Genomic DNA, 26,216 nt, shown 5'->3' with positions numbered 1-26,216 from the left:
ACTGATGCGTAATAGGTTGATGGATAACCTGAGGTTGATTTTCTCGTCGGCCGAGGATGTGATTTTTCTTACCGACGATCAGAGTCTGGTGGATTGGCTGACAACCTACGCTGTTACAGCCGCAACGTTCGATCAGGTATTAGCCCACGGTGGTACTGCACCGTCACAAGTGATCGCAATGCCGTTGGACTGGGCACGAATCCCGTCTCGCCGCGACCTACTGGCTACCTTATCCAGAAGTAGCGTGCTGTGGATTCCGCTCGCATCGTTTTCCTCCGATCTCGAAGTGGCTAAGTATGCCGTCGAAAGATTCGCGGAAATCGATCTGGCTCGCGCGGTCGCGATGAACCGGAGAATAATTACTCGCCTCCTTCTCGCTCCAGGGGAGGTGACATTCTCGGGCCCGGAAACGGCGTTGCGGGTCGGCCTGCCCGACGTCCTTCAGCTGTCCAGTCGAACTCGTTTGGAACTGCTGCCCGATGAGCAATCCGCCCTCGGGAACTACTTCGAAGTCGGTTGGTCGCCTGCGGACCTGTCTGGCCGTATAGACATCGCCATGTCGATATCGGGGACGCTGCGGGTCGACACAGTGCTCGCGGCGAAACACCGTGACCTCAAGGGTGCAAGAGCGGAGCAGTTCGCTGAAGCGGTTGGCATTGCGGCCGAGATGCGAAAGGCGTGCCCGCTGCACATATCGATTCGCGACAGCAGGATTGTCGATGGCCTCGGCCCATGGACGAAGGGCATCGACGATATGAGCGGGCCCGAGTATCGCGGCGCGATCACGGAAATGGCTTTCGGTACGGGCTCGCTGCCGCCGGACCGCGTGGACTGGAGCCTCAACTGTCAAATCAACGAGAGCGCCGCTGGCGTCCATCTCGGAGTTGGAAACGGCATTACCGGTATTCACTTCGACTTCATATCGGCAGGAGCGTGGCTCAATGGTGCATGACATGTGGGCTACCCGGGCTCATTCCGGCGGGACGATGCAAATCATCAGCTCGCTGCACCTCCATGAGGAGGTGGACGGCGGCGCCCTTGTCATCGATGACCAGACTCTCAGCGTTGCCCATCTCAACAAGGCGGCTCATATTCTTCTCGCAGCTCTTCGTCAGCCCCGCACCCGGGAGGAGCTGGAAGCCATCCTTGCGCAGGCGGCCAACTGTCACACCGATGACGCCGTTGCGCCGGTCGCTCAGTTCGTCAGTGAACTCACGGATCTCGACTGGATCGAGCTCCGGAGCGAGGGTGATCGCACCACCGAGCCCTGATCTGCCCAAACCGGGTCTGCGCACGTTCATGCGGTGGCGGGGACAACGTGCCGGTTGACGGCCAGACTGACCGGGTGCCTCGCGGCGGTGATCTGGTGGCTGGGTGCGTCTGCCGGTGGATTCGGTCGACGCGGCGGCCGGACTCGCGGTGAGCGCGGTGACGCACAACTGGGCCGACCGGCGCACGCCACTGGCGTGGCTGGCCGACCGGCTTGGTATCAGTGCAATCGGAGCGGCATGCCACCGGCATCCACCGCAGAATGCCCTTCGATCACGACATACGGCAGATCGGGGTCCTGATGTGCCGACGCTGGTGATCGACGATCTCGGTGCGATCGTCTCAGCGGCGAGCCTCACGGTTGCTAGGGTTCCGGACTGGTAGGACCGCGTATTCAACTGTCGCGGATTGTCGACGTTTTCCAGCCAGCAGGTGACCGGAACCGGGTTGCGGTGACGCAGCGGCTCCAGTTCGCTGCGGTCTCGGAGGCGAGCTTGGCTGTGGTGATGGGGGACCGAACGGAATCCGACGCTAATGCGGCGGTTCTGCGGGGGTTGATGCCGGAGCCAGACGTAAGCGATTGCGGCCGAGGCTATTTGCTGCGGGATCGGCCGATGGCGAAACCCCGTGACCCCGAAGGACACCCGGCGGCCATGATGACGGCATGAGCTTGATGAAGTACTGGCCCCTGGCCGGATTGCAGTTGCGGACACCACCGCGCCTGGAACTGCGAATGCCTGGTTTCGAGGACCTGGGCGCACTTGCCGGGCTGGCTGCTGAGGGAGTGCATGATCCGGCGGTGCAGCCCCTCACGGCGGAGTGGACGGATGCGGAACCGGACGAACGTGCGCAGAGGGTGCTGCGGTGGCACTGGCGATGCTGGGCCGACACTGGCAAGTCGACGCGTGGAAACTCAATCTCGTCGTGCTCCGGGACTGGGAGTTGGTCGGCACCCAATCGATCAGTGCGAAGGACTTCGCGGTCTGTTCCGAGGTGAACACAGGATCCTGGCTCGGTCGAACCCATCACGGTCAAGGCATCGGAACGGAGATGCGGGCCGCGGTTCTGGAGTTGGCCTTCGCTCATCTCGGGGCCGATTCGGCGGTATCGGGCGCGTTCGAGGACAACCTTGGCTCGCACGGGGTCTCACGCAAACTCGGATACGAGCCGGATCGGCTCGAGGTGCACGCGGTGCGGGGAAAACCGGCGGTGATACGACGGTTGCGGCTGACCCGCACGGGCTGGGAAGCCCATCGGAGCGTTCCTGTGGAAGTGACCGGGCTGACGAAGTGCCTGCCGCTGTTCGGAGTCCGAATCAAACCGTGACGACGCCGAACGTCAGGGCTTCGACCTGACGTTCGGCGGCGTAAGAATGGTGAGATCGCTAGTCAACTGTCGAGGGTTGGCGATGGCTCCTTAGTGAACGCTCTCTTCTTCGGATCGGACTCGTTGTCCTGGACATGTGCGGCGGTGTTCCACTCGTGCACCACCTGGACCGGGTGCGTGCCGAACCGGTCCTCGCAAGTCGCCGGCCACTGATAGAGCGGGTCGGTGACGAAGTGACAGAACGCTGGACCGCCTCGGACCGTGCTTGTCGTATTCGGCGCTGGTACCCATCCCCTTGCCCTCCCTGTCGTGGACGTAATTCGATGGTAGGCCCGAACCCGAAGCATTGATCGTCGTTCCTCTGCGGCCCCGGCGAGGCCGGTTGTGTGTCAAGGAAACGTTTTATCGACACCCGGCCACCGAGACCGGAGCCCCTGGTCGCCCTCGCGCCGCGAGTGTCTGAAAAACGTGTCGAAAACCCTTGGTGTCCAACAATTCTTGTCGGACCTTTCTCGTACAGTCCGGGCATGACCGACATCCTCGACCGGCCGCCCGCGCTCGTCCTCGACGGCGATGCTCTCGATCCGATCGGCGGGGGCGGCGCGCTCGTCGGCTACGGGCGAGTGTCGACCAAGGGCCAGAACCTCGACCGGCAGATGCTCGCCCTGCGCGAGGCCGGATGCCAGAAGATCTTCTCCGACAAGACGGTCCCTGCACGAAGCCCTCGACACCACCACCCCGGCAGGCGGCTGGTGTTCCACGTGTTCCACGTGTTCGTGGCGCTCGCCGAGTTCATCCGTGAGCTGATCGTCGACGGCACCAACGAGGGCCTGGCCGCCGCCCGCGCTCGCGGGCAGCGCCTAGGCCGGCCGCCGGCCATGACCACCGAGCAGATCCGCCAGGCCCGCGCGATGCTCACCCAGCCCGCGGAATCCGTGTTGTCGATCGCCCGCCTCCTAGGCGTCTCACGATCAACGGTCTACAAGTATTTGCCCGAGTTGAGCAGTGCGGCGTCGTCCGATGTGATCGAGCCGCCGAATGGGCAGCAGATCGAGGCTTCATCAAAGTGAGACGTAGATCACGCCCCCCGAGTGCTGTTTTCGGCGCCTCCAGTGCCTGAAGAGGTATGGCACAGAAATATCCAGCAGAGGAGGCAGTGGTGGGCGGTGTGGGAGAAGGCACCAGCGTGATGGCGGACGGTCCGGACCAAGGAGCCCCTGACACAGCGGTGACGTCCGAGCCGGACATGCTCCAGGTTCTCAGATGGGCTCTCATTCCTGAACCGAGCACTCGCTAACGCCAGTTCTCGTTCAACTGGACCCCACACGCCGTGTCGATCAGTCGCGGTAGGGCAGGCTGACGGCAAGGTGCCCGGCTATGTCGAGTTCGGCTTCGACATCTTCGAGGTGGTTGGACTTTCCGGTGTCCACGGGATGTATTCGGATATGAGTAGACAGTCGGGTTCATGGCCGATGTCGTGACCAGTGTCGGTTGCAATGAGGAATTGGAAACCGCATGGTGGCCCGTCGGGGTGGTCGATGGTAATGACGCGGCGGACATGTTCGCGGAGCAGGATGTAGGCGGAGGTCCGGGTGACGACGGCCGGATGGTTCGCGACGGTGTCGAGTATGTCGGCGCAGACGTCGAACAGAGCCTTGTCGTGGCGGCGGTTCGGGAACCACACTGTTTCGCGCCAGATTCGCGGAGCGGCGGCGGGGATGTCGGTCCACGGGGTCGCGGAGCCGGTGGTGTCGAGCAGTCGGTAGAGCACGTGGAAGTCCGAACGTGCCGGCTCAGGTGCGAAGAAGCGCCAGTTCGGGATGAGTAGCGCGGTGGGGTCGGCTTGCCGCAGGCGCTGGAACATGGGATGAGGGTGCTGGCCCAGTGCGGTAGCCAGGAACCAGGCCGCCAGCGCCGCGGCGACGGCGCGTCCGGCGATCCGCGCGTCGGTTCGTTCACCGGCCATAACCGCCTGGCCTTTCGCCGATGCGCGCTGTGCAGCCCACATCTATGAATAGTGTCAGGCGCCGGGCCACCTCGGTTGCGATTGATTCATCGATGAGCAGGCGCAGGTGGTCGGCGCCGCCGATGACGGCCCGCTGCGAGCCGGCCCGGGATGCGGCCAAATCGTCACACAGCCTGCCGTAGGCCGGATCGGCACTCTCGGAGTACTCGGCGGTCAAGACCAGCAGAGGTGGTCCGAGTGCGGGTGTCGCGGTTTCCGCTCGTGCGTCGGCGACGGCCGCGCGAAACTCACGCAGCGCCGCCGACCACGTCCCGGAGTGCCGGTGATGGACGGCAGCGAGTCGGCGCGACCGCGGCGGCAGGAGGTCGATCCAGGGTGGGCGTTGCGCGAGCAGCCCGAGACCGAGCTGGGTGGAGGCGGCGATGAGCCGCAGACCGGCCTCGTCGTCGAGGGCATGCGCGGCGCTGCGCGTGGGGGTGCGTAGTTGAGCCGGGTGGCTCGCGTCCAGCAGGACCGCGCCGGCGATCGAAAGATCCTGAGCTGCCGCGCGCAGCGCGAGGTATCCGCCGAGGGAGTGCCCGACGAGGGTTACGGGGCTGTGCCCGCCCGCGTGGTGGCTGAGTTCGATCAGATCCCTGATAGCCGAGTCGATGCTGCCGTCCCGTCCGGACCATTCGCTGGCGCCATATCCGGCGCGCTGATAGGTCACGATGCGGAACCGGTCGCCGAGGATCTGAACGATCGGATCCCATGTCTCGGCTGTCACGCCGAGCCCGTGGACGAAGACCAGCGTGTGCGCGGATCGTGTCGGTCCGAATTGCCGGTACGCCAACCGATTTCCCGCCGACGTGGTCAACCACTGCTCGTCGCCGTGTCCGGCGGCCGCGATCCGCCGCTGGATGCGAGACGCCACGGCGTGGGTGACCACGGCCGCTATCGTCGCGGTGGCGGTGGCGGGCACGAACGAGTCGTCACGGTCGCGATGGCGAGGGTCTGTCACATAGAGCACGGCCGGATACATCGCGGTGAACGCCCACAGGAACCGGCCGAGCCCCATGATGCGAGTGTTGGCGACGTGGAAGCCGCCCATCGCTGCCAGCAGCGGCGGGGCGAGCCTGCCCTGCAACGCGAACACTGCCGGGAATCCGCATTCCAGCACCACGACACCGTGTGCGGCCAGCCGGGCCAGATGCGGGTGATCGCGAAAGAAGCGCCACACCGCGGCGTCGCCGAAGGTGAGGGTACGGGTGACACCGGTCAGCGCCTCGGCCCGACGCCAGGTCGGGCTGATTGCCTTCGCCCAGCCGGCAGTGGTGTAGGACAGCACCGACTGGGCCGCGACGAACCACAGGCAAGCATCGGTGACCTGCGGGCGCGTCCCCGCGGCGCGGGCGATCGTAGCCGCCGCCTGCACCACGAACGAGGCGTGGTCGGCACCGTCACCGCCGCGGGCATAGCGAGTATTCAACAACGGCGCCGTCACCGTCAGAACGGCGTTCGCAGCCAGGCGCCCCTGCAACGGCGTCGATGCCAGTAGTGCGCCAGCGGCTGCGACGCGGGTGAGATGCACGGCCTCCGTGATACCCGGCCGCGCGACCACATCGACAAGCCGTGCCAGCCACGGGGCCCGAGCTCGCACCGCAGGCCGGATCGGTGTCCAGTCCTGCAGTCCGCCCTGATACTGATCGGATCTCGAGGCCAGGTACTCCAGGCTCGCGATCAAATGACAAACTGCGCTGAGCCGTTCGGCCACCGACAAGGTAGCCTCACGCGAGATCGCGGGAAGGCGCGGTATGGCCATTCCTGTGCCCCTTGTCAGGTCGGAAACGATCACTGCCCAAACCGAACTGCGTAGGAACGGTCCGAGACCGCGCCCGCGGTGAACTCAGCCAACCACCTGGACGGCCTGGCCATGGGCCGCCGCGGCGGCAAAGAACTTGGCACAGGTTATCGGTCGGGTGCCGCCGAGATACCGAAATTCCTTGCCGGTGATCGGAATCCCGGCGAGTTCATGCTGACGGTTGATCTTGTCGGAAAGTGCAGACATGGCGTCCGTCCTCGGATATGTAGGAAAACAAAATACTGCCACTCGGTGTGCGGCTTCAAATATCAAATATCGACTTATCGAGTTCTGTCAGGAAAATGTGCGAATCCGGGAGATATGTCCTGTGCCCCAGCAGGTCGCGGTACGGCTCCCGGGGGACCCCGTCACTGCGAGCATTCCGATGCCCAGGCCAGGTCACGGCGCATGAAGCCGTGACATCGGCGGAGGCGAATCAGCCTCGACGACACTCCTGAATGGGGTTCCGGACTGGTGAGATCGTGTATTCAACTGTCGCGGGTTGTTGGTGTTTCCAACCGGTGGGTGACCGGAATCTGGGGGCGGTGACGTAGCGGCTCAAGGTGCCGGGACTGGGGCGTCGGTGTGGTCACCGCTCTCATTCGCGTCGAAGGCCGTCCCTTCGGTCTCATTGCCAACGACTGCCACTGCCACCACCTCGGCGGTGCGGTCGATGCCCCCGCAGCCGACAAACTCAGCGCATTCCTGCAACTCTGCAACGCCCACCGTCTGCTGATCGTATCCCTTTGCGACACACCGGGTTTCATGGTCGGTCCAAAGGCGGAGAAGGAAGCGACCGTCACCAAGTTCAGCAAGCTGTTCATCGACTCCGCAGCGCTCACCGCCCGATTGGGCACCGTCATCATCCGCAAGGGCTACGGTCTCGGCGCACAGGCCGTGGCCGCGGGCTCCTTCCGTGCCCCGCGCTTCGTAATCGCTTGGCCCACCGGCGAAATCGGCGGTATGGGCCTGGACGGTGCGGTCCGCCTCGGCTTCGCCAAGGAACTCGCCGCCATCGAAGACTCCGACAAGCGCCAGGAAGCCTTCGACAACCTCGTACAGCTCGCCTATGCCAACGGCAAGGCCCTGACCGCCGCCACCGTCCTGGAACTCGACGACGTCATCGACGGGACGAGGTTGACCGCGGCGGCCGCCGTGCCGGCGGCGCATGAGGTGGCCGATCTTGCATTCCACTTTGGGACGGGTGGCGCGGTATTCGACCTTCCAGGCCGGGTCGAGCTGGCGTGACCGTGCTGTGGCCAGGTGTTTCTCGTGGGGCCGATGGTGATCGTGCGCCAGCAGCGGCTGAGGTGCATCGGGCGCGCAGCGGGCAATCGGTGCAAGCGGCACCGAAACGGGCGGTGCCGGTGTGGCGGCCGGTGCGGGTGCCGATCGCCACGACGGCCTCGGCCGGGCAGGGTCACCGTCTGCCGGTCCAGATCGACGGTGAAACGGTCTTTCGGGAAGCGATCCTTCACCGACGGTGACGGCTGCACCTTCACCCTGTTGTGAATACCGTTGTCGTCCAACCGTTTCAGCAACTCACCGCCCCGTAGACGGCATCACCGAACATCGCCGCACCTTCGGCTTCGGAGGGCAGCATGTCGGTGAGAAGGCCGGTGGCGCTTCGGCGTCGCCGCTGTTGCCGGGTGTGACCCTCGTGGCGGTGATGATCTCGCTGTCGGGATCAACCGCGATATGCACCTTGTAGCCGTCGATCCCCGGGCGCTGGTCTTGTGCCCGTGCCGGGTTTTCGACGGTGGAGATCGACCCGGTCCGCGGCAACCTTACGCATGATGCGGAACACGCCATTAGCGTCAGCAAAGTACTACTAGGGCATGCCACTCAGTTTCCTTCTTGACGCATGACATCCTCAGATGTAGCCTATAAAATATAGAAAATACTGTGACCTGGCTCACTGGCGTACGGCCGGTGACATGACCGTGGAGTTGACACCATGAGCGTGAGCAAGAGCAGGATCGAGCTACCGGAAGGCGTCAACGCCTTCGACTATGTGGTGACGCAGATCGGCTCGCCGACGCTTCAGCAGCGCTTGAAGGACAGCTGGAAAGCGCAGATGCTCAACGACTCGACGCTGACGCCGCGCGAACGCGAAGCGGCTCGAATCCGTTCGGCCTACAACATTGGGTGCACGAACTGCGTCGAGCTTCGCATGGCCCATGACCTTCCGGGATTCTCTGATGAGCCGATCGATGAGGGCATCTACGAAAATGTCTTCGCCTACTCGACCTGGCCGGGGTACACCACGCGTGAGCGACTGATCATCGAGTTCGTCGAGCGGCACGCCGAGGACTACCGCGCCCTGGCCGAAGACGACGAGTTCTGGACACGTCTCAAGGACAACTTCACCGATGTCGAGCTCGCCGATCTCTGCCTGCTTTGCGGCACGTGGGACTCTGCCACGAAGATGTACCACCTGCTGGTCGGGGTCGACGCGGCGTGCCAGGTTCCCGTGCAACGCACAGCGTAGATTTCGCGCGGCGGCAAGCGAGAAGGCAGATCGCTCCCTGGTTGCAGAACGTCTCAAGACCATTATCTGAGGCGTTGCGGCGTGTCGGCTCTTCTTCCGCGTAGACGATATCGGTTGCCGGTAGGTCCCTCAAAGAGCGCTAGGTGGCTGGTGTTTTTCATGGGGTGACGGTCTTGCTCGAGCCGAATGGTCCGGTGACGTTGGGGCAGTCGCCGAGGTAGGCGGATTTGTTGCGGTCGACCGCGAACTTAGGTGAGGGTCGGGTGGACTCGATTTACGGTCTGCTGCACCGTGATTGTTTTCTGGTCCTCTTCCGCTTTGGCGGAGGAGGACCAGAAAACTCGGTGGCCGCGAACTGGCCGTCCGGCACCGCGCACGGCTACCACGGGCAGATATCGACGCTGCGATCATCGGGGCCGCTTTCGACCTGCACTCCGGGCTACAGCTGGGTCTATGACCGATCTGCCACGACATGCGCGCCCTGCCTGCAACTTCCGCACTGATTCGTTCTGACGTGAGCCGTCGCCGCCGAATAAGTTGCGAGCCGTAGGCGGGTCGCCGCACCGAACTGAACTCCTCGGTACTCGGCTTCATACTTCAATGATGTGGCACAGTGGTTCTCATCGCTGGTCACGGCCTCTTTCCACCCATGGTGGTCGTCGTATCGAGGGTGGGCCGCGTTGGCGGTCGGATGTCCCGTAGTCGCGGCAGGATTTCGGTGTTGTCGCCGTGGTGCTGGCAGCGCGCAGGCCAGGACCAGGTTGGTGGATGCCAGATCAGTTCGGTGTCGGGACTGTTGGGCGCATCGCCTACGTATGAGGCGCAGCCCATGCCGCCAGCAAACACGCCCTCGCCGCCCTTGCTTTGACACGGCGCCTGGAACTGAACGGCCAACCCGTCCGCGTCACCGAAATCGCGCCCGGCATGATGCGCGCCGACCGAGAAAGGCGAGGAGTTCATGCGAGCCCGCTTCGGCGGCGGCCAAACCGCCATCGACCCGTCTACCAGGACGTCGAACACCCACTCGGCGGAGGCATGGCAGAGGTCGCGATCCCACCTCTCAATGCACGCCATTCCAGGTTCGAATACGAGCGCAGAGGTCTCGGACGGTTCCGAACCCGACGCCGCAGCGCTGTTCCCCTCGGGTGAGGCGCTGTTGTCGGCGATCCGGGGGGCATCACGTAGGAATCCATCCATTGGCGACGCTAGCGCACGAGTTCGGTGTCATGTACCAGCGGCGACTGGGCACGCGCGTGGGCGTACGGCAATGAGACCTCCACAGCGTGTCCGGCACATCCAATCCGATGCGCTCATCGTGGATTTCCAGGGCAGCGTCGAGCAGATCGGTTGTGTCGCTGTCGAACTCACCGCCACCGTCGCCGTCGACCGCTCCGATAGCGAAGGCGGATCACCGCAGAGGCAACGGCTGATGGATATCGCTGCGCGGCTCACCTATCCAAACCCACACCCGTACAACCTCGTATCTGGAAGCACCGACATAACAATGACAGCACAGCAGGGCCAATCGGCCACCGTCCATAACCAACCGCAGACGCCGCCGAAGGCGATCGGGTTCGAAACGTCTCTGATGGATTCGCCGCGTCGCCGGATCGCGATCCAACGCCACGCCGAAAAGCGCGGCTACCGCTACGTGTACATGGTGTGTCCGCCCGAAGGGCACGCCGACCCGGTCGGCTACGCGCTGAACATTGCCATCGGTATTCATGCGGCGGCGATCATCGTCTACGACCTGGAAGTTGTCGGCCACAGTTCGGCGCGGGTGTGCGAGCAGTTCGACCTCGAGACCGTCTGTCCCGAGCAAACGTGGTCGCGTGTGCTTCCTGCGATGGTCGATCCGGAGGCGCACGGGCTCACCGAACGCGAGATGGATCCGGACGAGGCGCACCGGATCTTCCAACAGCACGCCGCATGCCGCGCGTCTAAATGCCCACGGAAACAGAGCGCGATACAGCGCCTCGTGGAGGCCGGAAAGCTCAAGCCGCGGACCATGACACCGCAGGAGCGGGCCATCGCACGCGTCATTGCGATCGAGCCAATCGTGGAAACAGAAGTGGTGGGTGAGCAAGCACGAGCGATGCTCGACTCCCTGGACGAACTCCTGGACACCCTGCGCGGCCGAGCGCACCAGTAGCCAAGGGGCAACCGTGACCGACGACGACATGCCACACCAGCACGTCACCGAATGCGATGGGCTGGAAGCGAGTTGGACACTCGACAAGCACAACATCGAGATCCATGGCATCTATGACACCGCCGAGGACTTGCTGGTGGTATCGATCGACGGGCCTTACCCGGATCTGGTGGAGGCACGGGAACGCTGGCCGAAGCTGACCGACCTGTGGAACGCGGTTCGCCACGACTTCTGGTCGCAGATGACCTCCCACGCCTACGGCCGGTCCACCAAGGGCAGGCAGTGATCGGCAACTGGGCAGCATCGGGTCCGATCCAGCCGGATACGCGAGCGGCGGATGGCGGCTCGAGGGCAACGAACACCGCTGGTGGCTGTCCAAACACCGCGCTGATGTCGTTGCGAAGATCCGGGCCACGACCGCGCGCACGTGCTGCTGAGGGATCTACACATATGACGGCCGGATGATTCGGAAGGCGTCGGCTGGAAACGATGCCGAGGAAGCCACGGCGCAAGCCGACGCCTGGATGCGCGGAGAAAATAAAGACGAATCACGATCTGCCGCAACGCATTCCGGGCATAATGTATCGCGGCGATGAGCGCCCTGTCGAGCTGCGACCGCCCGATCTGATATGGCGGGTCATCGATGGGCTCAAGGAGGTGAGTACCGGTGCCATCGGTGTGGTCTGCCTGAGCATCGAGGGCGATTGGGACGAGGAGATGCTCTGGGAAGCCGCCGACAAATACGGTGTCACGCTCGCCGCGGTCATCCGGTACACGATCGGCGGGTCGATGTCCTGATCCGACATTCTCGAGGCGGTGTCCAAGGCTGGTGCCGCAGCGGTTGTGACGCCAACTCTGCCGCATGTGGACCGACGCATCGCCCAGCTCTGGCGTAGCCCGCTGGTAGGCACTGGGTTTGGTGTCGAAGACGGTGCTCGTCAGAACGGCTGCGCAGCACGTTGAGGACGGAGTCATCGGCCTCGTTGGTGCGCTTCATCTGGTCGACCTGTTGTCCGAGGCGGTCATCGCTTGTGGCGACGATGCCAACCATCTCGGTGATCACGGATTTCGAGATGGCGTCGAATTCCTTGTAGGCGGCGATCTCGCGCTGGTGCGCGGCGACCTTTGCGAGGTCGCCGTCCTTTTGGGCCTTGGTGAGTAGTCCCTTGGCTGCCGACCAGCGCCGCCGTGCGGCCCGTTGCTGTTCAGCGAGATCGGTTTGGCGACAGTGCCTTCGGCGGGTGCTGACCGAAGCGAGGTTCCAACCTGCGGAACGCTCGCGGTCGGCGGCGTCGATCAACGCGTCGATCTCGGGAATCCCGTGCGGGAATCGTGCCCACCCTCGATCCGTCTGCCCGGCGAAATCCGCAATGTCGGACCACGCTGCCAGCGGACTGGATAATATTCACCTGCCGCCGACAACCTGCGGTTCTCCCTGCAGGCGTCGGAATTTCAGACCAGGCCGTGCCATTTGAGGATGGCCTCGGTTTGCCCCCTCACCTGTAGCTTCGCGAAGATTCTTGTCAGATTGTTGCGTACTGTCTTCTGCGCGAGAAACAACTGACCGGCAATCTCCGCGACGTTGTTGCCCGCCGCCAACAGCGCCATGATTTGCTGCTCTCGCCCAGTCAGTGACGATTGATGTGCCATGCGTGCACCCACCCGAATGTTCCAATGTTTGTATGGCAGCGGGGTGCATGCCCGTCGAGCGGTGGGATGGTGTGTCCGATCGGCTTGACCACTGCGAGCCTCTCCTTCTTCATCGGGTTGCGCCGACCGGACCGCATGGCGGCCACTGACCCGGCACTCTTGCAGCATCGTCGGCATCCACCCCAGAACTCGGGTGGAAGTCAGATTTTATAGACTGTAACCTGTAAGCCGCAAGGAAACGGCCACTTGTAGTGGCCGGACCGCGATGGCCGAGGTCTCCGGATTCTCCGCCCGACATTGTATAGTCTATAATAAGTCGGCGGCCTGAGCCGCCTTCTCCACCCATATGAGAAATGGACAAACACGTGAACGACGTCACCCTCTTGTTAGTGCGCTGCATTTTGGGCGCCCTGATGGTGGTCCACGGAGTGAGGAAGCTGGCGCGCCTCGGCGGGGCACCCGGGCTCGCGGGCACGGCAGCGTCTTTCGCGGGGATTGGCATCCCGCTGCCCCGCATTGCCGCGCTGCTGGCCGGCGTCACGCAGCTCGTCGGAGGGGCTGGGCTGGTATTCGGTTCGTTCACGTCGCTGGCAGCGGCCCTTGTCTCCCTGAACATGGGCTTCGCCGCATGGGTTGTTCGCGGTCGCGGACTGTTGGGGGGGATCGAACTGCCCCTCGTATACTTGCTCGCTGCCTTGGCGATCTCGGCGAAGCCAGGACGTTGGTCCGTCGACATGTGGCTTCTGCCCTCGGATCTCGGAGCTACGTCGGGGCCCGTGCTTTCGGCAGCCGCGGCGATCGTCGGTCTGCTCGGTGCGCTCCTGGTCGTGCGTCCTCCCGTGCCGCAGACCGTCGTTGCCTAGGCTTGACACGGCATCTTCGTACTGGGGCGTTGTAGCGCGTGAGTTCGGCGGTCCAGCCAATGACCCGATCGGTCTGACCGGAGGCCGGGCGCGGAGGACTTTACAGTCGCGGATCAGGAGATATTGTCAAGACCTGTGGATCAGCAATTCTCAGGCGACCTCCGTCCCGGTGGTGTCGGCTGGGTCGGTTGATGGGGCGGGTGTGATGTCGCGGGGGCGTTCGAGGAGCTTGCCCTTGTGGAACAGGGCGCCGTTGCGGACGAGGGTGACCAGTTCGGGTGCGTTGACCTTGCGCCAGCGGGCCTGGGCGACTTCGATCAGCTTGTAGGCCATGGCAATTCCGGCCGCGCGTGAGCCCGGTCCCTTGGTGACTTTCGTGCGTAATCTGACGGTGGCGAAGGTGGATTCGATCGGGTTCGTGGTGCGCAGGTGGATCCAGTGCTCGGCGGTTCCACAAATCAGCGAATGTCCTTGCCGCACTACCGAAATCAACGCATCCCGGCGCGATCGCGGCCATGAAGGACATCTATAACGCCGAGGATATCGACAAAGCACAGCTCGCAGTCAAGGCATTCGACGACATAGGCGGCGACCTCGGCCCGCAACGCGGCGGCGAATACGCCGTGACCCTGCAGCCCGACTGCCACCACCGGCCCGCACGGACGGACGGAGTAGGAGAAGTCAATGTCATCAGATATTTTTATGCTCGGAAATCTAGGTGAGACACCACGCGATGAGGCACCGCCGAGCCGAGTCGAGGAGACTTCCCCGGCAGATCAGCTCGGCGATGAGGAACACCATCTGTCCAGTGGGTTCGTGCCGGTAACCTGCCGGTGCGGCACAGAAGTCCTTGTGCGCAAGCGCAATCCGGAGCACACAGATATTCAGTGGCCCACGGACGCGTTGCGTAATTGCCCGGTCTACGCTGAGCATCGCGTTCGAAGCCATTCGTCGGTGTTCCGCACCTGCGATCGGCTCTCCGGCAGCATCGCGCGGGCAATCGAGATGGGACAGCTCACCGTTGGGTGGAATGGCTCCGCCCAGCCACCTGGAGAACCATCACCTCACCCACCGCTGGCCGTCGGCTCCCTCGATGTCGGTGTGAACCAGGCAATCGGAGCCGACCTGCCGGCCGCTCCCTCACTGGCAGGCAAACTTGCGGTGATTACCGGTGGCGGGTCCGGGCTGGGATTCGCGTCGGCTCGTCGGCTCGCCGAAGCCGGCGCTGATGTGATGCTGGTCGGCCGCAGTCTCGAGCGGGTCCGGAAAGCGGCGGACACCATCGGCGAGCACGCGCGCGGCTGGTCATCGGATGTCTCCGATCACCAGCAGCTCGCCGATCTGTTTCTCCAGTGGCCGCGAGTCGACATCCTGGTCACCTGCGCTGGATCGGCAATCGCTGGACCGGTGGAGTCGCTCTCGGTGGCGAAAGTTCGCCGACTGCTCGACACTCGAGTCCTCGGTCAGCTGATCGCCGTGCAATGCGCCCTCCCACGTATGTCCAGCGATGGAACAATCGTATTGACTTCGGGAGTCGCCGACCGTGTCGGACTGCCCGGCTATTCCGTTGGCGCCGTCGTGGACGGTGCGATCAACGCGCTGGTCGCTCAGCTCGCGGTCGAGTTGGGCCCCCGTGGGATTCGAGCCAATGCCATATCTCCGGGCCTGATCGGCGGCACCGATCAGCAAACGGGACTTCCGCCCGGCAAGCTGGATCGCCTCTATGCCGAACTGGCTCGCCGTGTCCCGCAGCGCCGGGTGGGGTGGCCCAGCGAAGTAGCCGACGCTATCCATTTCCTGGTCACAACCACCTACGTCAATGGGCAGGTCTTGCAGGTCGACGGCGGCTGGTCGGCGACATGAGCAACCATCAGCGGGCTCGCGTGCTCGCATCGGTCCCGGGTATCGGCCACACCTTGGCGCTGAGCCTTTCACCCTTGGAATTCTTGCTATCGCTGCCACGCGAACACGATCTGGTCGAAATCCGGCTCGCCGGCCGACCGGCATTCGTGGTCTGCGATCCCCGGCTACTGGCTCAGATGTTGACCGATGACCGTGTTTTCGGCAAAGGCGGCTTTCTCTACGACGGATTTCGCGCCGTTGTCGGCAATCGGGCCGTAGCACTACGCACACACGACCAGCATCGGCCGCTGCGTCGCGCGATGCAGCCCGCCTTCACTCGGCAACGCATCGAAGATTACGCGGCCATCATGGCCGAACAGATCGTAGCCGTCACCGATTCCTGGCAAACCGGACAGGTCATCGACGTTCCAACAGTGATGCACCGGATCGCCACCGCGACCGCCCTACGCACTCTGTTCGTCGACGATATCGACAACGACATGCTCGATGAATGGCTCACCTGCCTGTTTGCACTCACCGAGATTTCTCCCACCCGCCACCTGGTCGTGCCGCCTGCTCTGCAGCGCAGGCTCGCGAGGGGCAGCCACACTTCCGGAAGCACTCGACAACAGCTGTGGCGGTTGGCCGAACGACTTGTCCACGAATACCGGAGGTCCGGCGGTGACCAGCACGGTCTGATGGCGCTGCTCGGCGATCACCGCGACCACACCGGAAATACCCTGACCGACACCGACATACAGGCGCAGGTCGTCAATTTCATGATCGCCGGCACCGAAACGCTGGCAAGTACGATGGCATGGATCTGGTATGTCCTCGGCACCCATCCGCCTATCAGGCAGCGGTTCAGCGCAGAGGTCACCGATGTGCTCGACGGTCGCGTCGCGCGGTACGAAGATCTACCACGCCTCGGTCTAACTGCCGCCGTCCTCACCGAAACCCTGCGGATGTACCCACCGGCATGGGTGCTCACCCGCGTCGCGAACGAACCGGTCGAACTCGCGGGCACGGCCATCGCCCCGGGGACCACCCTCATCGGTAGCCCATACCTCGTCCACCACAGCGACAACCTCTACCCCGAACCGGGCCGCTTCGATCCGGACCGTTGGTACCGGACAGCCGCGAGAACTACGGCAACCGGCGAGTTCGTACCGTTCGGCATCGGCGCGCGCAAATGTATCGGCGACGCCTTCGCCGAAACCCAAGCCATCCTGACCACAGCCACCATCGGTGCGCGATGGCAACTCGATCCGATCCCAGGCCAGACAACACACGCCGTCGCCGGCGCCAGCCTGCTCGCACGACCGTTGAAGATGCGAGTGACCCGACTCCGCGCCGGCTGAAAGGCGGGGCGGTTCGCACTGTCCGGCATGGTTGCTGGCCAGCCGGCGAGGCTTGTCATCAAACCCGGGATCTGGTCGCTGGGGTCGGTGTGGATGTTGTTGTGCTATTCGCCGGACCGGTTGGCCCGCAAGTTCGCCCTCCAAGCACTGTTGATCGAGGAATTCACCAGGGCCGGAACGGAAGTCGAGTTCGTGCGCGGTCCCCGTGGTGATTCGCCGGAGGATCAGTTGCTGGTGTAGTTCCAGGGCATGTTCGTCGAGTACGAGAAAGCCCAGATCATGGAGCGGTATCGGCGCGGCAAGACCGACCGCGCCAAGGGGTCGGTCAACGTGCTCGGTGGTCCTGCGACACTGCTTCCGACATTCCTCTGTCGTGCTGTGCCCTCGGCAGGACACGCATTTCGCGGCGTGACTCGGCGCTAAATCGTAGAAAAGTCGTAAATTTGGGTCGAGCTTGTCATTGACGGGCACGCGCGCCAGACGGTGCGGTTCGGCTGTGTTCGGCGATCCACACCGCGATCTGCGCGCGGGAGGTGAATCCGAGTTTGGTGAGGATGTGCTCGACATGGCCTTCGGCAGTGCGCGGGGAGATGCTCAAGCGGGCGGCGATGGCGCGGTTCGTCAGTCCCTCGGCGATGAGCGCGGCTACTTCCCGCTCTCGCGCGGTCAGTTCCGCTGCGAAGCTCGGGCCGCGCGCTGTGGTCCGTCCTTGCTCCCCGACGGCGTAGTCGATCGCGGCGTCGAAGTCCAGGAGGGCGCCTTCACGGTGGGCTTTCTCGAATGATTGCCGGCCGAGCGCGTGACATGCTGCCCGTTCGCAGTCTTCATGATGGACGGCCAGGTTCGGAAACGGCACGGTAGAAGTACCCGTCGACTGAGACAGTGCCTGCGCGGAGCCCAGCAACACCGCGGCGCGGCGCGCGTTGCCTCGGGCTCCCTCGATCCACGCCAGTGTTTCCAGCGCCATCGCGGCCACCAGCGAGTGTTTCAGTTGCCTGATGAGCAGAAACCCCTGTCTCAGTAGTCGTAGCGCACGGTCGTGATCGCCCCGGCGCCAACTGCTGACCGCGGTCAACCACAGGGCGTAAGACCGATGTACGGAATCGCCACAGGATTCGGTGAGGACGAGGAGCTTTTCTTGATACGAGTTCGCTGTTGCTGAGTCGTCCTGCAATTCGTACGTCCAGAAGAGTCCGAAAAGCGCCCACACCTGCCCGTAGGAACTGCCCTGCGCAGTGAACGATTCGAAGGCGTCTTCCAGGAATGGGCCTGCGTGGGTGAGGTCGCCGTCGAAGAGCCTCTGGATGCCTTGGGCGAGATCTGCGAGTGAGTGCACGATCGGCTGCTCGGTCGTCGTTGCGAGCGTCTGCAACTGCGTGACCAGGGCGGACGCCGCTTGGAAATCGTTTTGAAGATCGGCTACCACCCCGGCGTGCCACAGCGCCTTGGCACGTACTGCTGTGTCGGCCGCGGAACTGTCGGCGAGGGCGCGGTCGAGCCAGTGCCGCGCCTCGCCGGTTTGTCCGTGGGAGAGCCAGAACGGTTGCAGGGCCGCCGCGAACGACAGTGCGGTGTCCGAATCTGCTTCGGTGTCGGCAAGGCAGAAGTTCAACGCCTCGCGCAGGTTGGGTTGTTCGCGGTCGAGGCGGGCGATCCAGTAGAGCTGGCGGGGGCTCATCCAGTCGGCTTCGGCGCAATTGGCCAGGTTGCGGTACCAATCTCGGTGCCTCCGCCGAGTTTCCCGGTATCGACCGGCTTGTTCCAGCTTCTCGCGGCCGTAGTCTCGTACCGTGTCGAGCAGCCGGAACCACACCACACCGTCCGATTCCTCGCGGATCAGGATGGACTTGTCGACCAGGCCGGTGAGCGCGTCGAGCAGATCCCCCGCTGCGCGGTCGCCCCGGCACACTGCTTCGGCGGCGTCGAATTCTATGCTGCCGGCGAATACAGATACTTGTGCCCAGACCTGTTGTTCGGGCGGTGTGCACAGCGAGTAGCTCCAATCGATGCACCAACGCAGGGTCTGCTGGCGGCTCGGCGCGTTCCGGCTGCCGTGCGTCAGTAGCGCATACCGATCGGTGAGCCGCGACAGGATCTGTTCGGGCGACAGTGTGCGTAGCCGGGCCGCTGCCAATTCGATGGCCAACGGTAGCCCGTCGAGGTGACGGCAGATCGCGGTCGCGGCAGCGATGTTGTCCTCGGTGAGTGCGAAATCCGGAACCGCGGTTGTGGCCCGTTCGACGAACAGCGTGATTGCCTCGTAGCGGGGTGCACTCCGCAGCGTGGGTTGCTGGTCCTGATCGGGAACGGTCAGGGGCTGTACTTGTAGTACGGCTTCTCCGCCGATGTTCAGCGCCTCGCGGCTGGTGGCGAGGATCCGCAGCTTCGGGCATGCCTGGAGCAGTGCTTCGGCAACCGTCGCCGCAGCGTCGACGATCTGTTCGCAATTGTCGAGAACCAGCAGCAGTTGTCGGGAGGCCAGGTATTCGATCAGCACCTCGAGTGCCGGCTTCCCTTGCGGGCTGACTCCTATCGAGGTGGCGATCAGTCCCGGCAGTAGGGCGCCGTCGTGGAGCTGCCAGAGTTTGATCAGCCATGCCCCGTCGGGGCAGTTCCGCTGGGCGCCGGCCGCTGCACGCATCGCCAGGCGTGTCTTGCCTACCCCGCCGATGCCGGTCAGTGTCACCAGCCGGGAGTTCGCGAGCAATCTCTTGGCTTCGGCTAATTCGGTGCGCCGACCGACGAAACTCGTCAGGTCGTGGGGGATATACCCCATCCTGCCGACCGACTGCCCGAGCGGACCAGGCCCCAGTGTCGGCGAGTGGTTGGTGGTCGAAGGATCAGGGGCGGTCGCTTGTTGTGCGGCAACTGCTTCTGCTGGGACAGCCATTTCGGCGATAGGTAAGCCGCGCGCGGCCTGCAGTTCCTGCAACTGCCGGCCAAACGCGGCAGCGGAGGGCCGCTGCTCGGGGTTGCGGCTCATGGCAACTTCTATCACCTGCGAGATGTCTTCATCGATGCTGTGCTCGCGCAGGTTCGGCGTCGGGTGTGTGGTGATCCGCAGAAATTGCGCCACTACCTGCTCACCACTGCGCCGCTCGAACGCCGCATGGCCGGTCAACGCGGCGAACAACGTGGCGGCTAGCCCGTAGACATCCGCTGCGGTAGCGGGTGTCTGCCCAGCCAGCACCTCGGGCGCTGTGAACGCCGGCGATCCCGCAATCGTGCCGGTCGCGGTCCGGAACCCGTCGGGTATGCGCGCGATCCCGAAGTCGGTCAAAGCGGGATCGCCGTAGTCGGTGATCAGGATGTTGCTCGGTTTGATGTCGCGGTGCAGGATGCCGAGCCGGTGTGCAGTCTCGAGGGCCCCGGCCAGCTTCACTCCCACCCGCAAAGCCTCCGCCGACGACAGCGGACCGTGACGGCGGATCCGGGCGTCGAGGGAACCTCGCGGGTAGTACGGCATGACCAGATACGGCATTCCAGACGCGGTTTCGCCGACTTGCAACACGGCGAGGATGTTGGGCTGCCCGGTCAGTCGACCCATCGCCCGCTGTTCCCGAACGAACCGCTTCCGATTCCCCTCGTCCAAGTCAGCGGTGAGCGCCTTAACCGCCACAGTCCGGTCCAGGGCGACCTGGTTACACCGGTACACCACACCGAACCCGCCTCGCCCGATCTCCTCGGCGTCGACGAGTCCGGCATCTGCGAGCTCCGCCGTGACCGCCCTGATCACGTCGCGTTGAGTTTCCGACGGGTCGATGTCGCCCATACACGGGTCCTGCTCTGTGACGTACCCCAGTGTATCGCGCACTCGGCTGGAGGGGCCTCGCCGGTTCCCGATGCCTTCCAAGCCGGTTCGGTCGGCTTCACTCCAGACGCACCGATTACGTTGCGTGGCAGCCCCGACTGTGCCCACTGCGAAGCTCCAACCCAGCGGCTGGAGCCTTTTTGTATCTACCCATCCAGGCCTTCGGCGAACTTGCCGAGGCCCTTCTCGTATTTGGAGGTTTCGTGTCACTCGATCTCGTGGCGACATCGGTCGTCGGTGGAAGTTCGTCGACTGGTACTCACCGTGAAGCCGCACGCCGCGTATTCGCGTGCCAATGCCTCGGCCACCGCGACGACGGCACCTTTGGATGCGGTGTAGTGGACCATGGCGTCTAACTTCTGCGACTGTTCGGAGTCGGAAGTGATGCGAAGGCGGCCGCCTCGGCGTGGACGATCAGGTCGCCGAACTGGCGGGAAATGGCTGGGTCGAGGCCCGAATCGGTGATGACGCCGCTGATTTCGTCGAGTCCTGCGACCTTGGCGAGTGCGCGTCTGCCGAATTTCGAGCTGTCCGCTACGACCAGGGTGTTGCCCGCAGCTGCGATCATGGCCCGTTTGAGGGGTACCTCGAGGGTGTTCATGTTGGTGACGCCGGCCACGATGTCGACCGCGTCGGCGCCGAGGAAGGCCCAGTCGGCGGTGTAGTCGGACAGGAACGTTATCGCTCGCTCGCCGACGAGGGTGAAGACCGAACCCAACAGCTCACCTCCAGTGACCAGCAGGCGCATGCCGGGCGTCTCGGCTACGTATTTGGCGATGCGCAGGTCATTGGTGATCACTGTCAATTCCGCGTGGTTTCGCAGGGCGCGCGCGACCTCGTAAGTGGTGGAACCGCTGTCGAGTATCACCGTCTGACCGTCACGCACCCGTGCCGCGGCCGCGACGCCGATCGCGGCCTTCTCGTCCAGGCGTTCGCCTTCTTTCATGGTGTACGGCAGTTTCGCGGTGGCTCCTGGAGTCGGGCGCGCGCCGCCGTGGGTGCGTTGTGCCTGCCCGGCTCGTTCGAGTGCGTCGAGGTCGCGGCGGATCGTCGATGCGTCGACGCCTAGCTCGTCAGCGAGCGCTTTGGCCTCGACGTAGCCGTCGGTGACCAGTCGATGCATGATTTCGCGCCGTCGGGTGCTCGCGAGCAACGTTGCCTCCCGGGACCTGGTCGTGCATCAGCGATGCGTCGTGCGGTTTCTGCATCGTACTCGAGCGGGGAGTTGACTTGTTCGCGCATCGGCGTGCATGATTTCGAGCATTGACTGCGCGATTTCGTGCGCAAAGTATTCGAGGGATCCGATGAATCGCACACTGAAGGGTTTGGCCGATGAGGGGGTGTCGGTCTGGCTGGACGACCTGAGCCGGCACCTGTTGCGGTCGGGAGAATTGGCTCGGCTCGTCCGGTCGGGCACGGTCGTCGGCTTGACGACGAACCCGACGATCTTCCACAACGCGCTCGGCCAGGACGCGGAATACGAAGAGGAAATACAAGTCCTGCGTGAGCGCGGCATTTCCGCGCTCGACGCCGTCCGCATATTGACCACGGCAGATGTTCGTTCGGCCTGCGATGTACTCCGGCCCGTGTACCGAGAGACCGGCGGACGCGACGGGCGGGTGTCGATCGAAGTCGACCCGCGGTGGGCCCACGACACCGGCCGCACGATCGACGAGGCCCGCCAGCTGTGGCGGCTCGTCGACCGACCCAACGCGATGATCAAGATCCCCGCCACCGTCGAGGGACTGCCGGCGATCACCACCTGCCTCGCCGAAGGAATCAGCGTCAACGTGACGTTGATCTTCTCCGTGCAGCGCTACCACCAAGTCATCGACGCATTCTTGGCGGGACTGGAAAAGGCGCACGCCGCCGGGCACCCACTGGCCGAGATCGGTGCTGTCGCATCATTTTTCATCTCTCGCGTCGATACCGAAGTGGATCGGCGTCTCGACGCGCTCGCCACACCGGACGCTGCGGTACTGCGTGGGCGCGCCGCGATCGCGAACGCGCGTCTGGCCTATCTGCGCTACGAGAACATGCTGCGTGACCCACGCTGGCTGGAGCTGCATGCGGCCGGGGCGTCACCGCTGCGGCCGCTGTGGGCGTCGACCGGGGTGAAAGACCCTGCCTACACCGACACCCGGTATGTGACAGAGCTTGTCGCGCCGGGAACGGTGAACACGATGCCTGCGGCGACTCTGGACGCGGTGATCTCGCACGGAACCGTTCTAGGTGACCGCATCAGGCCCAACTATGACGACGCCTGGGAGGTCTTTAGACAACTCGGCGAGACCGGAATCGATTTCGACGACGTGCTCAGGCAGCTCGAACGCGAGGGCATCGCGAAGTTTCAGACCTCATGGCAAGCGATGATCGAGGACGTCGACCGGCTCCTGTCGGGTGTGCGCTCATGAGGTCGTGGTGTCCGGAGACCGCCGGCGTCGGCAGGGAACGTGGCGAGGTGCCGGCGAGCCCGTCCGCCTTGCCCGTGTGGCACGAATTGGCGACCCACCGTGCGGAACTGGCGGCGACCTCGATGAGCGAGCTCTTCGATCGCGATCCTCGGCGCGGAACCGAGCTGTCCGCCGAACACGACGGTGTGGTGCTCGACTATTCGAAAAACGTGATCACCGATCGCACCCTGAGCCTGCTGATGCGCCTGGCCCGCGATCGTGGCGTGGCCGCGGGGATCGACGCGATGTTCGGTGGCGCGCGGATCAACACGACCGAGAACCGCGCGGTGCTGCACACCGTTCTGCGCACTCCCGCAGAAGAATCCGTCATGCTCGACGGTGTCGATGTCGTTCGTTCGGTGCACGAGGTACTGGAGCGGATGAGTGATCTCGCCGACGCGATCCGGTCGGGGCGATGGCGTGGCGCGACCGGCCGTCCCGTTCGCACGGTAGTCAACATCGGTATCGGCGGATCCGATCTGGGCCCTGGCATGGCCTACCACGCTTTGCGCGAATTCGCGCACGACGCGGTCGAAGCACGGTTCGTTTCGAACGTCGACGGTCACGACATCGACCGGGTCTTGGGTGACCTGGACCCCGAGACGACAGTGTTCATCGTCTCGTCGAAGACGTTCACCACGGTCGAGACGTTGACCAACGCGCGCACCGCCCGCCGCTGGCTGGTGGACCGCCTCGGCGACGAAGCGGTGGGTAAGCACTTCGTCGCGGTATCGACAAACGCCGATGAGGTGGCTGCCTTCGGGATAGATCCAGCCAACATGTTCGAATTCTGGAACTGGGTCGGCGGCCGGTATTCGCTGCCGTCGGCGATCGGGCTGTCTCTCATGATCGTCATCGGCCCCGAACAATTCCGCGAACTCCTGGCCGGAGCCCACAGCATCGACCGGCACTTCCGCACGGCACCGCTCGAGCAGAATCTGCCGGTGTTGCTCGGCATGCTGGGTATCTGGCATCGAAACTTCTGCGGCGCACAGGCTTTCGCGGTACTGCCCTACGATCAACGGCTCGCGTTGCTGCCGGCCTATCTGCAGCAGCTCGACATGGAAAGCAACGGCAAATCCGTCGACCGGCACGGGCGACCGATCGGGGTCGATACCGCCCCGATTCTGTGGGGTGCGCCCGGCACGAACGGGCAGCACGCGTTCTTCCAGATGCTGCATCAAGGAACGACTCCCGTGCCGAGTGACTTCATCGGCGTCCTCGAGCCCACTCACACTCATCGGGTGCATCACGACCTGCTGATGGCAAACCTGTTCGCGCAGACCCGAGCTCTGGCCTTCGGCGATCTCGACAGCTCCGGTGAGCGGCCGCCGCATCGTTCGTTCCCAGGCGATCGGCCGAGCAACACGATCCTGCTACCGCGCCTCACTCCGTACACACTGGGGCAATTGCTCGCGTTGTACGAGCACAAGGTGTTCGTTCAGGGCTGGATCTGGGGAGTGAACTCGTTCGACCAGTGGGGCGTCGAACTCGGCAAGAACCTCGCAACCGGCATCTACGACGATCTCGAATCCGATCGAGCGCCGGCCTTGGACAGCTCGACGAATGCCCTGATGATGCGCTACCGACGTCTCCGTCGAGCGGGCACCGCCGACCGTGACACCGCTACTACCGATGAAATGATCTGAAATATGACTTCCTCCACTGCAATCGCTCGGATCGGTGTGACCGGCCTGGCCGTCATGGGCAGCAACATCGCCCGCAACCTCGCCCGCCACGGCTACACCGTGGCCCTGCACAACCGCAGCGTCGCCAAAACCGATGCTCTGCTCGGCGCTCACGGGGACGAGGGCGAGTTCGTCCGCACCGAGACCATCGAAGAATTCGTCGGCGCGCTCGAGAAACCACGGCGAGTGCTGATCATGGTCAAGGCGGGCGAGGCCACTGATTCGGTGATCGAGGAACTGGCGGCCGTCATGGAACCGGGCGACATCATCATCGACGGCGGCAATGCCCTCTACACGGACACCATCCGCCGCGAGGCGGCGATGAAGGCGCGTGGTCTGAACTTCGTGGGAGCGGGCATCTCCGGCGGAGAAGAAGGCGCGCTGAACGGGCCGGCCATCATGCCGGGCGGGCCGAAAGAATCCTACGAGTCGCTGGGGCCATTGCTGGAATCGATCTCCGCGAAGGTCGACGGCGTGCCCTGCTGCACCCACATCGGCCCCGATGGCTCCGGTCATTTCGTGAAAATGGTGCACAACGGCATCGAATACGCCGATATGCAACTCATCGGCGAGGCCTACCACCTGCTGCGCGACGCCCTCGGCTTCGACGCCGTCCGCATCGCCGAAGTGTTCACCGAATGGAACTCCGGCGAGCTGGAGAGCTACCTGGTGGAAATCACCGCGCAGGTACTCGAACAGGTCGACCCCACCACCGGCAAACCGCTCGTCGATGTCATCGTGGACGCCGCCGAGCAGAAGGGCACCGGCCGATGGACGGTCAAGTCCGCGCTCGATCTCGGCGTCCCCGTCACCGGCATCGCCGAGGCCGTCTTCGCCCGCGCACTGTCCGGCTCCCGCGCGCAACGCCAGGCGGCACACCGCCTGGCCTCCGGAACGCTCGCCGAAAAGCCCACCGACGCAGCGCAATTCACCGAGGACATCCGAAGGGCCCTGTACGCCTCCAAGATCGTCGCCTACGCCCAGGGCTTCGACCAGATCGCAGCCGGCAGCACCGAATACGACTGGAACCTGCGCCCGGGTGACCTGGCCACCATCTGGCGCGGCGGCTGCATCATCCGGGCCCGCTTCCTCAACCGCATCAAAGAGGCCTATGAGGACAATCCCGACTTGCCGAGCCTGATCCTGGCCCCCTACTTCCGTGAGGCCATCGAACAGGCCGTCGACAGCTGGCGCCGCGTCGTCTCCACCGCCGTACAGCTGGGGATCCCGGTGCCCGCCTTCGCTTCCTCGCTGTCCTACTACGACGCCCTGCGCGCGCAACGCCTGCCCGCCGCACTCACCCAGGCCCAGCGTGACTTCTTCGGCGCCCACACCTACGAACGCACTGATACGCCGGGCAAATTCCACACACTGTGGAGCGGAGACCGCAGCGAAACACGCACCGAATGACACGGCAGGCGTCGGCGTATTCGCCCGAATGATTTGGGAGATAGACACATTGGATATCAAACTCGGATACAAGGCATCGGCGGAACAATTCGAC

The 26,216-nt window shown here is 64.1% G+C and carries 25 protein-coding genes and 3 pseudogenes; 19 read left to right on the top strand and 9 right to left on the bottom strand.

What is annotated here, in order from left to right; translation table 11 throughout:
• Window positions 1-4: 4 nt before the first annotated feature.
• From ACIBJI_RS23965 to ACIBJI_RS23945, 5 genes are all read left to right on the top strand, one after another.
• Complete coding sequence (locus tag ACIBJI_RS23965) at window positions 5-952, top strand: hypothetical protein (protein WP_397085845.1); 948 nt, start codon at window positions 5-7, stop codon at window positions 950-952.
• Window positions 942-1,271, top strand: coding sequence for a hypothetical protein (locus ACIBJI_RS23960; protein WP_397085843.1), 330 nt, complete (start codon window positions 942-944; stop codon window positions 1,269-1,271). Before ACIBJI_RS23965 ends, ACIBJI_RS23960 begins: the two co-directional genes overlap by 11 nt.
• 103 nt (window positions 1,272-1,374) lie before the next feature.
• The gene (locus tag ACIBJI_RS23955; RefSeq protein ID WP_397085841.1) at window positions 1,375-1,653 is read left to right on the top strand and encodes a hypothetical protein; all 279 of its coding nucleotides are present in this window, start codon (window positions 1,375-1,377) and stop codon (window positions 1,651-1,653) included.
• Between the two features lie 480 nt (window positions 1,654-2,133).
• Window positions 2,134-2,595: a GNAT family N-acetyltransferase gene (locus ACIBJI_RS23950; RefSeq protein ID WP_397085839.1), complete on the top strand. Its 462-nt coding sequence runs from the start codon at window positions 2,134-2,136 to the stop codon at window positions 2,593-2,595.
• 527 nt (window positions 2,596-3,122) lie between these two features.
• A complete protein-coding gene (locus ACIBJI_RS23945) occupies window positions 3,123-3,665 on the top strand; it encodes a helix-turn-helix domain-containing protein (RefSeq protein ID WP_397085837.1) in 543 nt (180 codons plus the stop codon).
• 305 nt (window positions 3,666-3,970) lie between these two features.
• Here ACIBJI_RS23945 and ACIBJI_RS23940 read toward each other — a convergent pair whose 3' ends face one another.
• From ACIBJI_RS23940 to ACIBJI_RS23930, 3 genes are all read right to left on the bottom strand, one after another.
• Window positions 3,971-4,561 carry a hypothetical protein gene (locus ACIBJI_RS23940; protein WP_397085835.1) on the bottom strand — a complete coding sequence of 197 codons (591 nt, stop codon included), beginning with the start codon at window positions 4,559-4,561 and terminating at the stop codon, window positions 3,971-3,973.
• Entirely contained in the window at window positions 4,551-6,362 is a 1,812-nt protein-coding gene (locus ACIBJI_RS23935) for an alpha/beta fold hydrolase (protein ID WP_397085833.1), read from the bottom strand. Before ACIBJI_RS23935 ends, ACIBJI_RS23940 begins: the two co-directional genes overlap by 11 nt.
• An 84-nt stretch (window positions 6,363-6,446) precedes the next feature.
• On the bottom strand, window positions 6,447-6,608 hold the full coding sequence (locus ACIBJI_RS23930) for a hypothetical protein (RefSeq protein WP_397085831.1): 162 nt from the start codon (window positions 6,606-6,608) through the stop codon (window positions 6,447-6,449).
• A gap of 363 nt (window positions 6,609-6,971) precedes the next feature.
• Between ACIBJI_RS23930 and ACIBJI_RS23925 the strand changes: the two are divergent.
• Window positions 6,972-7,649: pseudogene (locus ACIBJI_RS23925) on the top strand (carboxyl transferase domain-containing protein); the annotation flags it as partial.
• A gap of 294 nt (window positions 7,650-7,943) precedes the next feature.
• Here ACIBJI_RS23925 and ACIBJI_RS23920 read toward each other — a convergent pair.
• Complete coding sequence (locus ACIBJI_RS23920; protein ID WP_397085829.1) at window positions 7,944-8,213, bottom strand: transposase; 270 nt, start codon at window positions 8,211-8,213, stop codon at window positions 7,944-7,946.
• Window positions 8,214-8,358: 145 nt separating this feature from the next.
• Between ACIBJI_RS23920 and ACIBJI_RS23915 the strand changes: the two genes are divergently transcribed.
• Window positions 8,359-8,892 (top strand): carboxymuconolactone decarboxylase family protein, encoded by a 534-nt coding sequence (locus ACIBJI_RS23915; protein ID WP_397085827.1) that lies wholly within the window; start codon window positions 8,359-8,361, stop codon window positions 8,890-8,892.
• Between the two features lie 630 nt (window positions 8,893-9,522).
• On the opposite strand, the gene ACIBJI_RS23910 is transcribed toward ACIBJI_RS23915, so the two are convergent.
• Window positions 9,523-9,912 (bottom strand): hypothetical protein, encoded by a 390-nt coding sequence (locus ACIBJI_RS23910; protein ID WP_397085825.1) that lies wholly within the window; start codon window positions 9,910-9,912, stop codon window positions 9,523-9,525.
• Between the two features lie 247 nt (window positions 9,913-10,159).
• On the opposite strand from ACIBJI_RS23910, the gene ACIBJI_RS23905 reads away from it, so the two are divergent.
• The 4 genes from ACIBJI_RS23905 to ACIBJI_RS23890 all read left to right on the top strand — a co-directional run bounded on the left by ACIBJI_RS23905 (window position 10,160) and on the right by ACIBJI_RS23890 (window position 12,206).
• A complete protein-coding gene (locus ACIBJI_RS23905; RefSeq protein WP_397085824.1) occupies window positions 10,160-11,044 on the top strand; it encodes a hypothetical protein in 885 nt (294 codons plus the stop codon).
• A 13-nt stretch (window positions 11,045-11,057) separates the two neighbouring features.
• Window positions 11,058-11,330 (top strand): hypothetical protein, encoded by a 273-nt coding sequence (locus ACIBJI_RS23900; protein WP_397085823.1) that lies wholly within the window; start codon window positions 11,058-11,060, stop codon window positions 11,328-11,330.
• Between the two features lie 203 nt (window positions 11,331-11,533).
• Window positions 11,534-11,842: a hypothetical protein gene (locus ACIBJI_RS23895; RefSeq protein ID WP_397085822.1), complete on the top strand. Its 309-nt coding sequence runs from the start codon at window positions 11,534-11,536 to the stop codon at window positions 11,840-11,842.
• A 121-nt stretch (window positions 11,843-11,963) separates the two neighbouring features.
• On the top strand, window positions 11,964-12,206 hold the full coding sequence (locus ACIBJI_RS23890; protein WP_397085820.1) for a hypothetical protein: 243 nt from the start codon (window positions 11,964-11,966) through the stop codon (window positions 12,204-12,206).
• Between the two features lie 290 nt (window positions 12,207-12,496).
• Here ACIBJI_RS23890 and ACIBJI_RS23885 read toward each other — a convergent pair whose 3' ends face one another.
• Window positions 12,497-12,694: a LuxR C-terminal-related transcriptional regulator gene (locus tag ACIBJI_RS23885; protein ID WP_397085818.1), complete on the bottom strand. Its 198-nt coding sequence runs from the start codon at window positions 12,692-12,694 to the stop codon at window positions 12,497-12,499.
• A 365-nt stretch (window positions 12,695-13,059) separates the two neighbouring features.
• On the opposite strand from ACIBJI_RS23885, the gene ACIBJI_RS23880 reads away from it, so the two are divergent.
• On the top strand, window positions 13,060-13,557 hold the full coding sequence (locus tag ACIBJI_RS23880; RefSeq protein WP_397085816.1) for a DoxX family protein: 498 nt from the start codon (window positions 13,060-13,062) through the stop codon (window positions 13,555-13,557).
• A 150-nt stretch (window positions 13,558-13,707) separates the two neighbouring features.
• Here ACIBJI_RS23880 and ACIBJI_RS23875 read toward each other — a convergent pair.
• Window positions 13,708-14,004: pseudogene (locus tag ACIBJI_RS23875) on the bottom strand (IS256 family transposase); the annotation flags it as partial.
• Between the two features lie 2 nt (window positions 14,005-14,006).
• On the opposite strand from ACIBJI_RS23875, the pseudogene ACIBJI_RS23870 reads away from it, so the two are divergent.
• The 4 genes and pseudogenes from ACIBJI_RS23870 to ACIBJI_RS23855 all read left to right on the top strand — a co-directional run.
• Window positions 14,007-14,132: pseudogene (locus tag ACIBJI_RS23870) on the top strand (IS256 family transposase); the annotation flags it as partial.
• Window positions 14,133-14,259: 127 nt separating this feature from the next.
• A complete protein-coding gene (locus ACIBJI_RS23865; RefSeq protein ID WP_397085814.1) occupies window positions 14,260-15,420 on the top strand; it encodes an SDR family NAD(P)-dependent oxidoreductase in 1,161 nt (386 codons plus the stop codon).
• Complete coding sequence (locus tag ACIBJI_RS23860) at window positions 15,417-16,760, top strand: cytochrome P450 (protein WP_397085812.1); 1,344 nt, start codon at window positions 15,417-15,419, stop codon at window positions 16,758-16,760. Before ACIBJI_RS23865 ends, ACIBJI_RS23860 begins: the two co-directional genes overlap by 4 nt.
• A 27-nt stretch (window positions 16,761-16,787) precedes the next feature.
• Window positions 16,788-17,000 (top strand): hypothetical protein, encoded by a 213-nt coding sequence (locus ACIBJI_RS23855; RefSeq protein ID WP_397085810.1) that lies wholly within the window; start codon window positions 16,788-16,790, stop codon window positions 16,998-17,000.
• Window positions 17,001-17,217: 217 nt separating this feature from the next.
• Here ACIBJI_RS23855 and ACIBJI_RS23850 read toward each other — a convergent pair whose 3' ends face one another.
• Together ACIBJI_RS23850 and ACIBJI_RS23845 are read right to left on the bottom strand one after the other, a co-directional pair.
• The gene (locus ACIBJI_RS23850; RefSeq protein ID WP_397085808.1) at window positions 17,218-20,532 is read right to left on the bottom strand and encodes a protein kinase; all 3,315 of its coding nucleotides are present in this window, start codon (window positions 20,530-20,532) and stop codon (window positions 17,218-17,220) included.
• A gap of 391 nt (window positions 20,533-20,923) precedes the next feature.
• Window positions 20,924-21,724, bottom strand: coding sequence for a DeoR/GlpR family DNA-binding transcription regulator (locus ACIBJI_RS23845; RefSeq protein WP_397085806.1), 801 nt, complete (start codon window positions 21,722-21,724; stop codon window positions 20,924-20,926).
• 151 nt (window positions 21,725-21,875) lie between these two features.
• Here ACIBJI_RS23845 and tal point away from each other — a divergent pair, with 151 nt between their 5' ends.
• From tal to gndA, 3 genes are read left to right on the top strand one after another with little or no spacing between them, the layout of a single operon-like run.
• On the top strand, window positions 21,876-22,985 hold the full coding sequence (gene tal, locus ACIBJI_RS23840) for a transaldolase (protein WP_397085804.1): 1,110 nt from the start codon (window positions 21,876-21,878) through the stop codon (window positions 22,983-22,985).
• Window positions 22,986-23,032: 47 nt separating this feature from the next.
• Window positions 23,033-24,673, top strand: a complete 1,641-nt coding sequence (gene pgi, locus ACIBJI_RS23835; protein ID WP_397085802.1) for a glucose-6-phosphate isomerase — start codon at window positions 23,033-23,035, stop codon at window positions 24,671-24,673.
• Between the two features lie 3 nt (window positions 24,674-24,676).
• On the top strand, window positions 24,677-26,122 hold the full coding sequence (gndA, locus tag ACIBJI_RS23830) for an NADP-dependent phosphogluconate dehydrogenase (RefSeq protein ID WP_397085800.1): 1,446 nt from the start codon (window positions 24,677-24,679) through the stop codon (window positions 26,120-26,122).
• Window positions 26,123-26,216: the final 94 nt, after the last annotated feature.

The sequence above is a fragment of the Nocardia sp. NPDC050408 genome (assembly GCF_044458905.1).
Classification (GTDB): Bacteria; Actinomycetota; Actinomycetes; order Mycobacteriales; family Mycobacteriaceae; genus Nocardia.
Note: the sequence above shows the minus strand (reverse complement) of the source record. Positions and strands in the feature narration are given on the sequence as shown.

Bases quoted from the DNA above. Each gene is read 5' to 3' on its own strand.
- ACIBJI_RS23965 (WP_397085845.1), top strand. From the start codon at position 5: ATGCGTAATAGGTTGATGGATAACCTGAGGTTGATTTTCTCGTCGGCC.
- ACIBJI_RS23960 (WP_397085843.1), top strand. From the start codon at position 942: ATGGTGCATGACATGTGGGCTACCCGGGCTCATTCCGGCGGGACGATG.
- ACIBJI_RS23945 (WP_397085837.1), top strand. From the start codon at position 3,123: ATGACCGACATCCTCGACCGGCCGCCCGCGCTCGTCCTCGACGGCGAT.
- ACIBJI_RS23940 (WP_397085835.1), bottom strand. From the start codon at position 4,561: ATGGCCGGTGAACGAACCGACGCGCGGATCGCCGGACGCGCCGTCGCC.
- ACIBJI_RS23935 (WP_397085833.1), bottom strand. From the start codon at position 6,362: ATGGCCATACCGCGCCTTCCCGCGATCTCGCGTGAGGCTACCTTGTCG.
- ACIBJI_RS23930 (WP_397085831.1), bottom strand. From the start codon at position 6,608: ATGTCTGCACTTTCCGACAAGATCAACCGTCAGCATGAACTCGCCGGG.
- ACIBJI_RS23920 (WP_397085829.1), bottom strand. From the start codon at position 8,213: ATGGCGTGTTCCGCATCATGCGTAAGGTTGCCGCGGACCGGGTCGATC.
- ACIBJI_RS23915 (WP_397085827.1), top strand. From the start codon at position 8,359: ATGAGCGTGAGCAAGAGCAGGATCGAGCTACCGGAAGGCGTCAACGCC.
- ACIBJI_RS23905 (WP_397085824.1), top strand. From the start codon at position 10,160: ATGAGACCTCCACAGCGTGTCCGGCACATCCAATCCGATGCGCTCATC.
- ACIBJI_RS23895 (WP_397085822.1), top strand. From the start codon at position 11,534: ATGCCGAGGAAGCCACGGCGCAAGCCGACGCCTGGATGCGCGGAGAAA.
- ACIBJI_RS23885 (WP_397085818.1), bottom strand. From the start codon at position 12,694: ATGGCACATCAATCGTCACTGACTGGGCGAGAGCAGCAAATCATGGCG.
- ACIBJI_RS23865 (WP_397085814.1), top strand. From the start codon at position 14,260: ATGCTCGGAAATCTAGGTGAGACACCACGCGATGAGGCACCGCCGAGC.
- ACIBJI_RS23860 (WP_397085812.1), top strand. From the start codon at position 15,417: ATGAGCAACCATCAGCGGGCTCGCGTGCTCGCATCGGTCCCGGGTATC.
- ACIBJI_RS23855 (WP_397085810.1), top strand. From the start codon at position 16,788: ATGGTTGCTGGCCAGCCGGCGAGGCTTGTCATCAAACCCGGGATCTGG.
- ACIBJI_RS23850 (WP_397085808.1), bottom strand. From the start codon at position 20,532: ATGGGCGACATCGACCCGTCGGAAACTCAACGCGACGTGATCAGGGCG.
- tal (WP_397085804.1), top strand. From the start codon at position 21,876: ATGAATCGCACACTGAAGGGTTTGGCCGATGAGGGGGTGTCGGTCTGG.
- gndA (WP_397085800.1), top strand. From the start codon at position 24,677: ATGACTTCCTCCACTGCAATCGCTCGGATCGGTGTGACCGGCCTGGCC.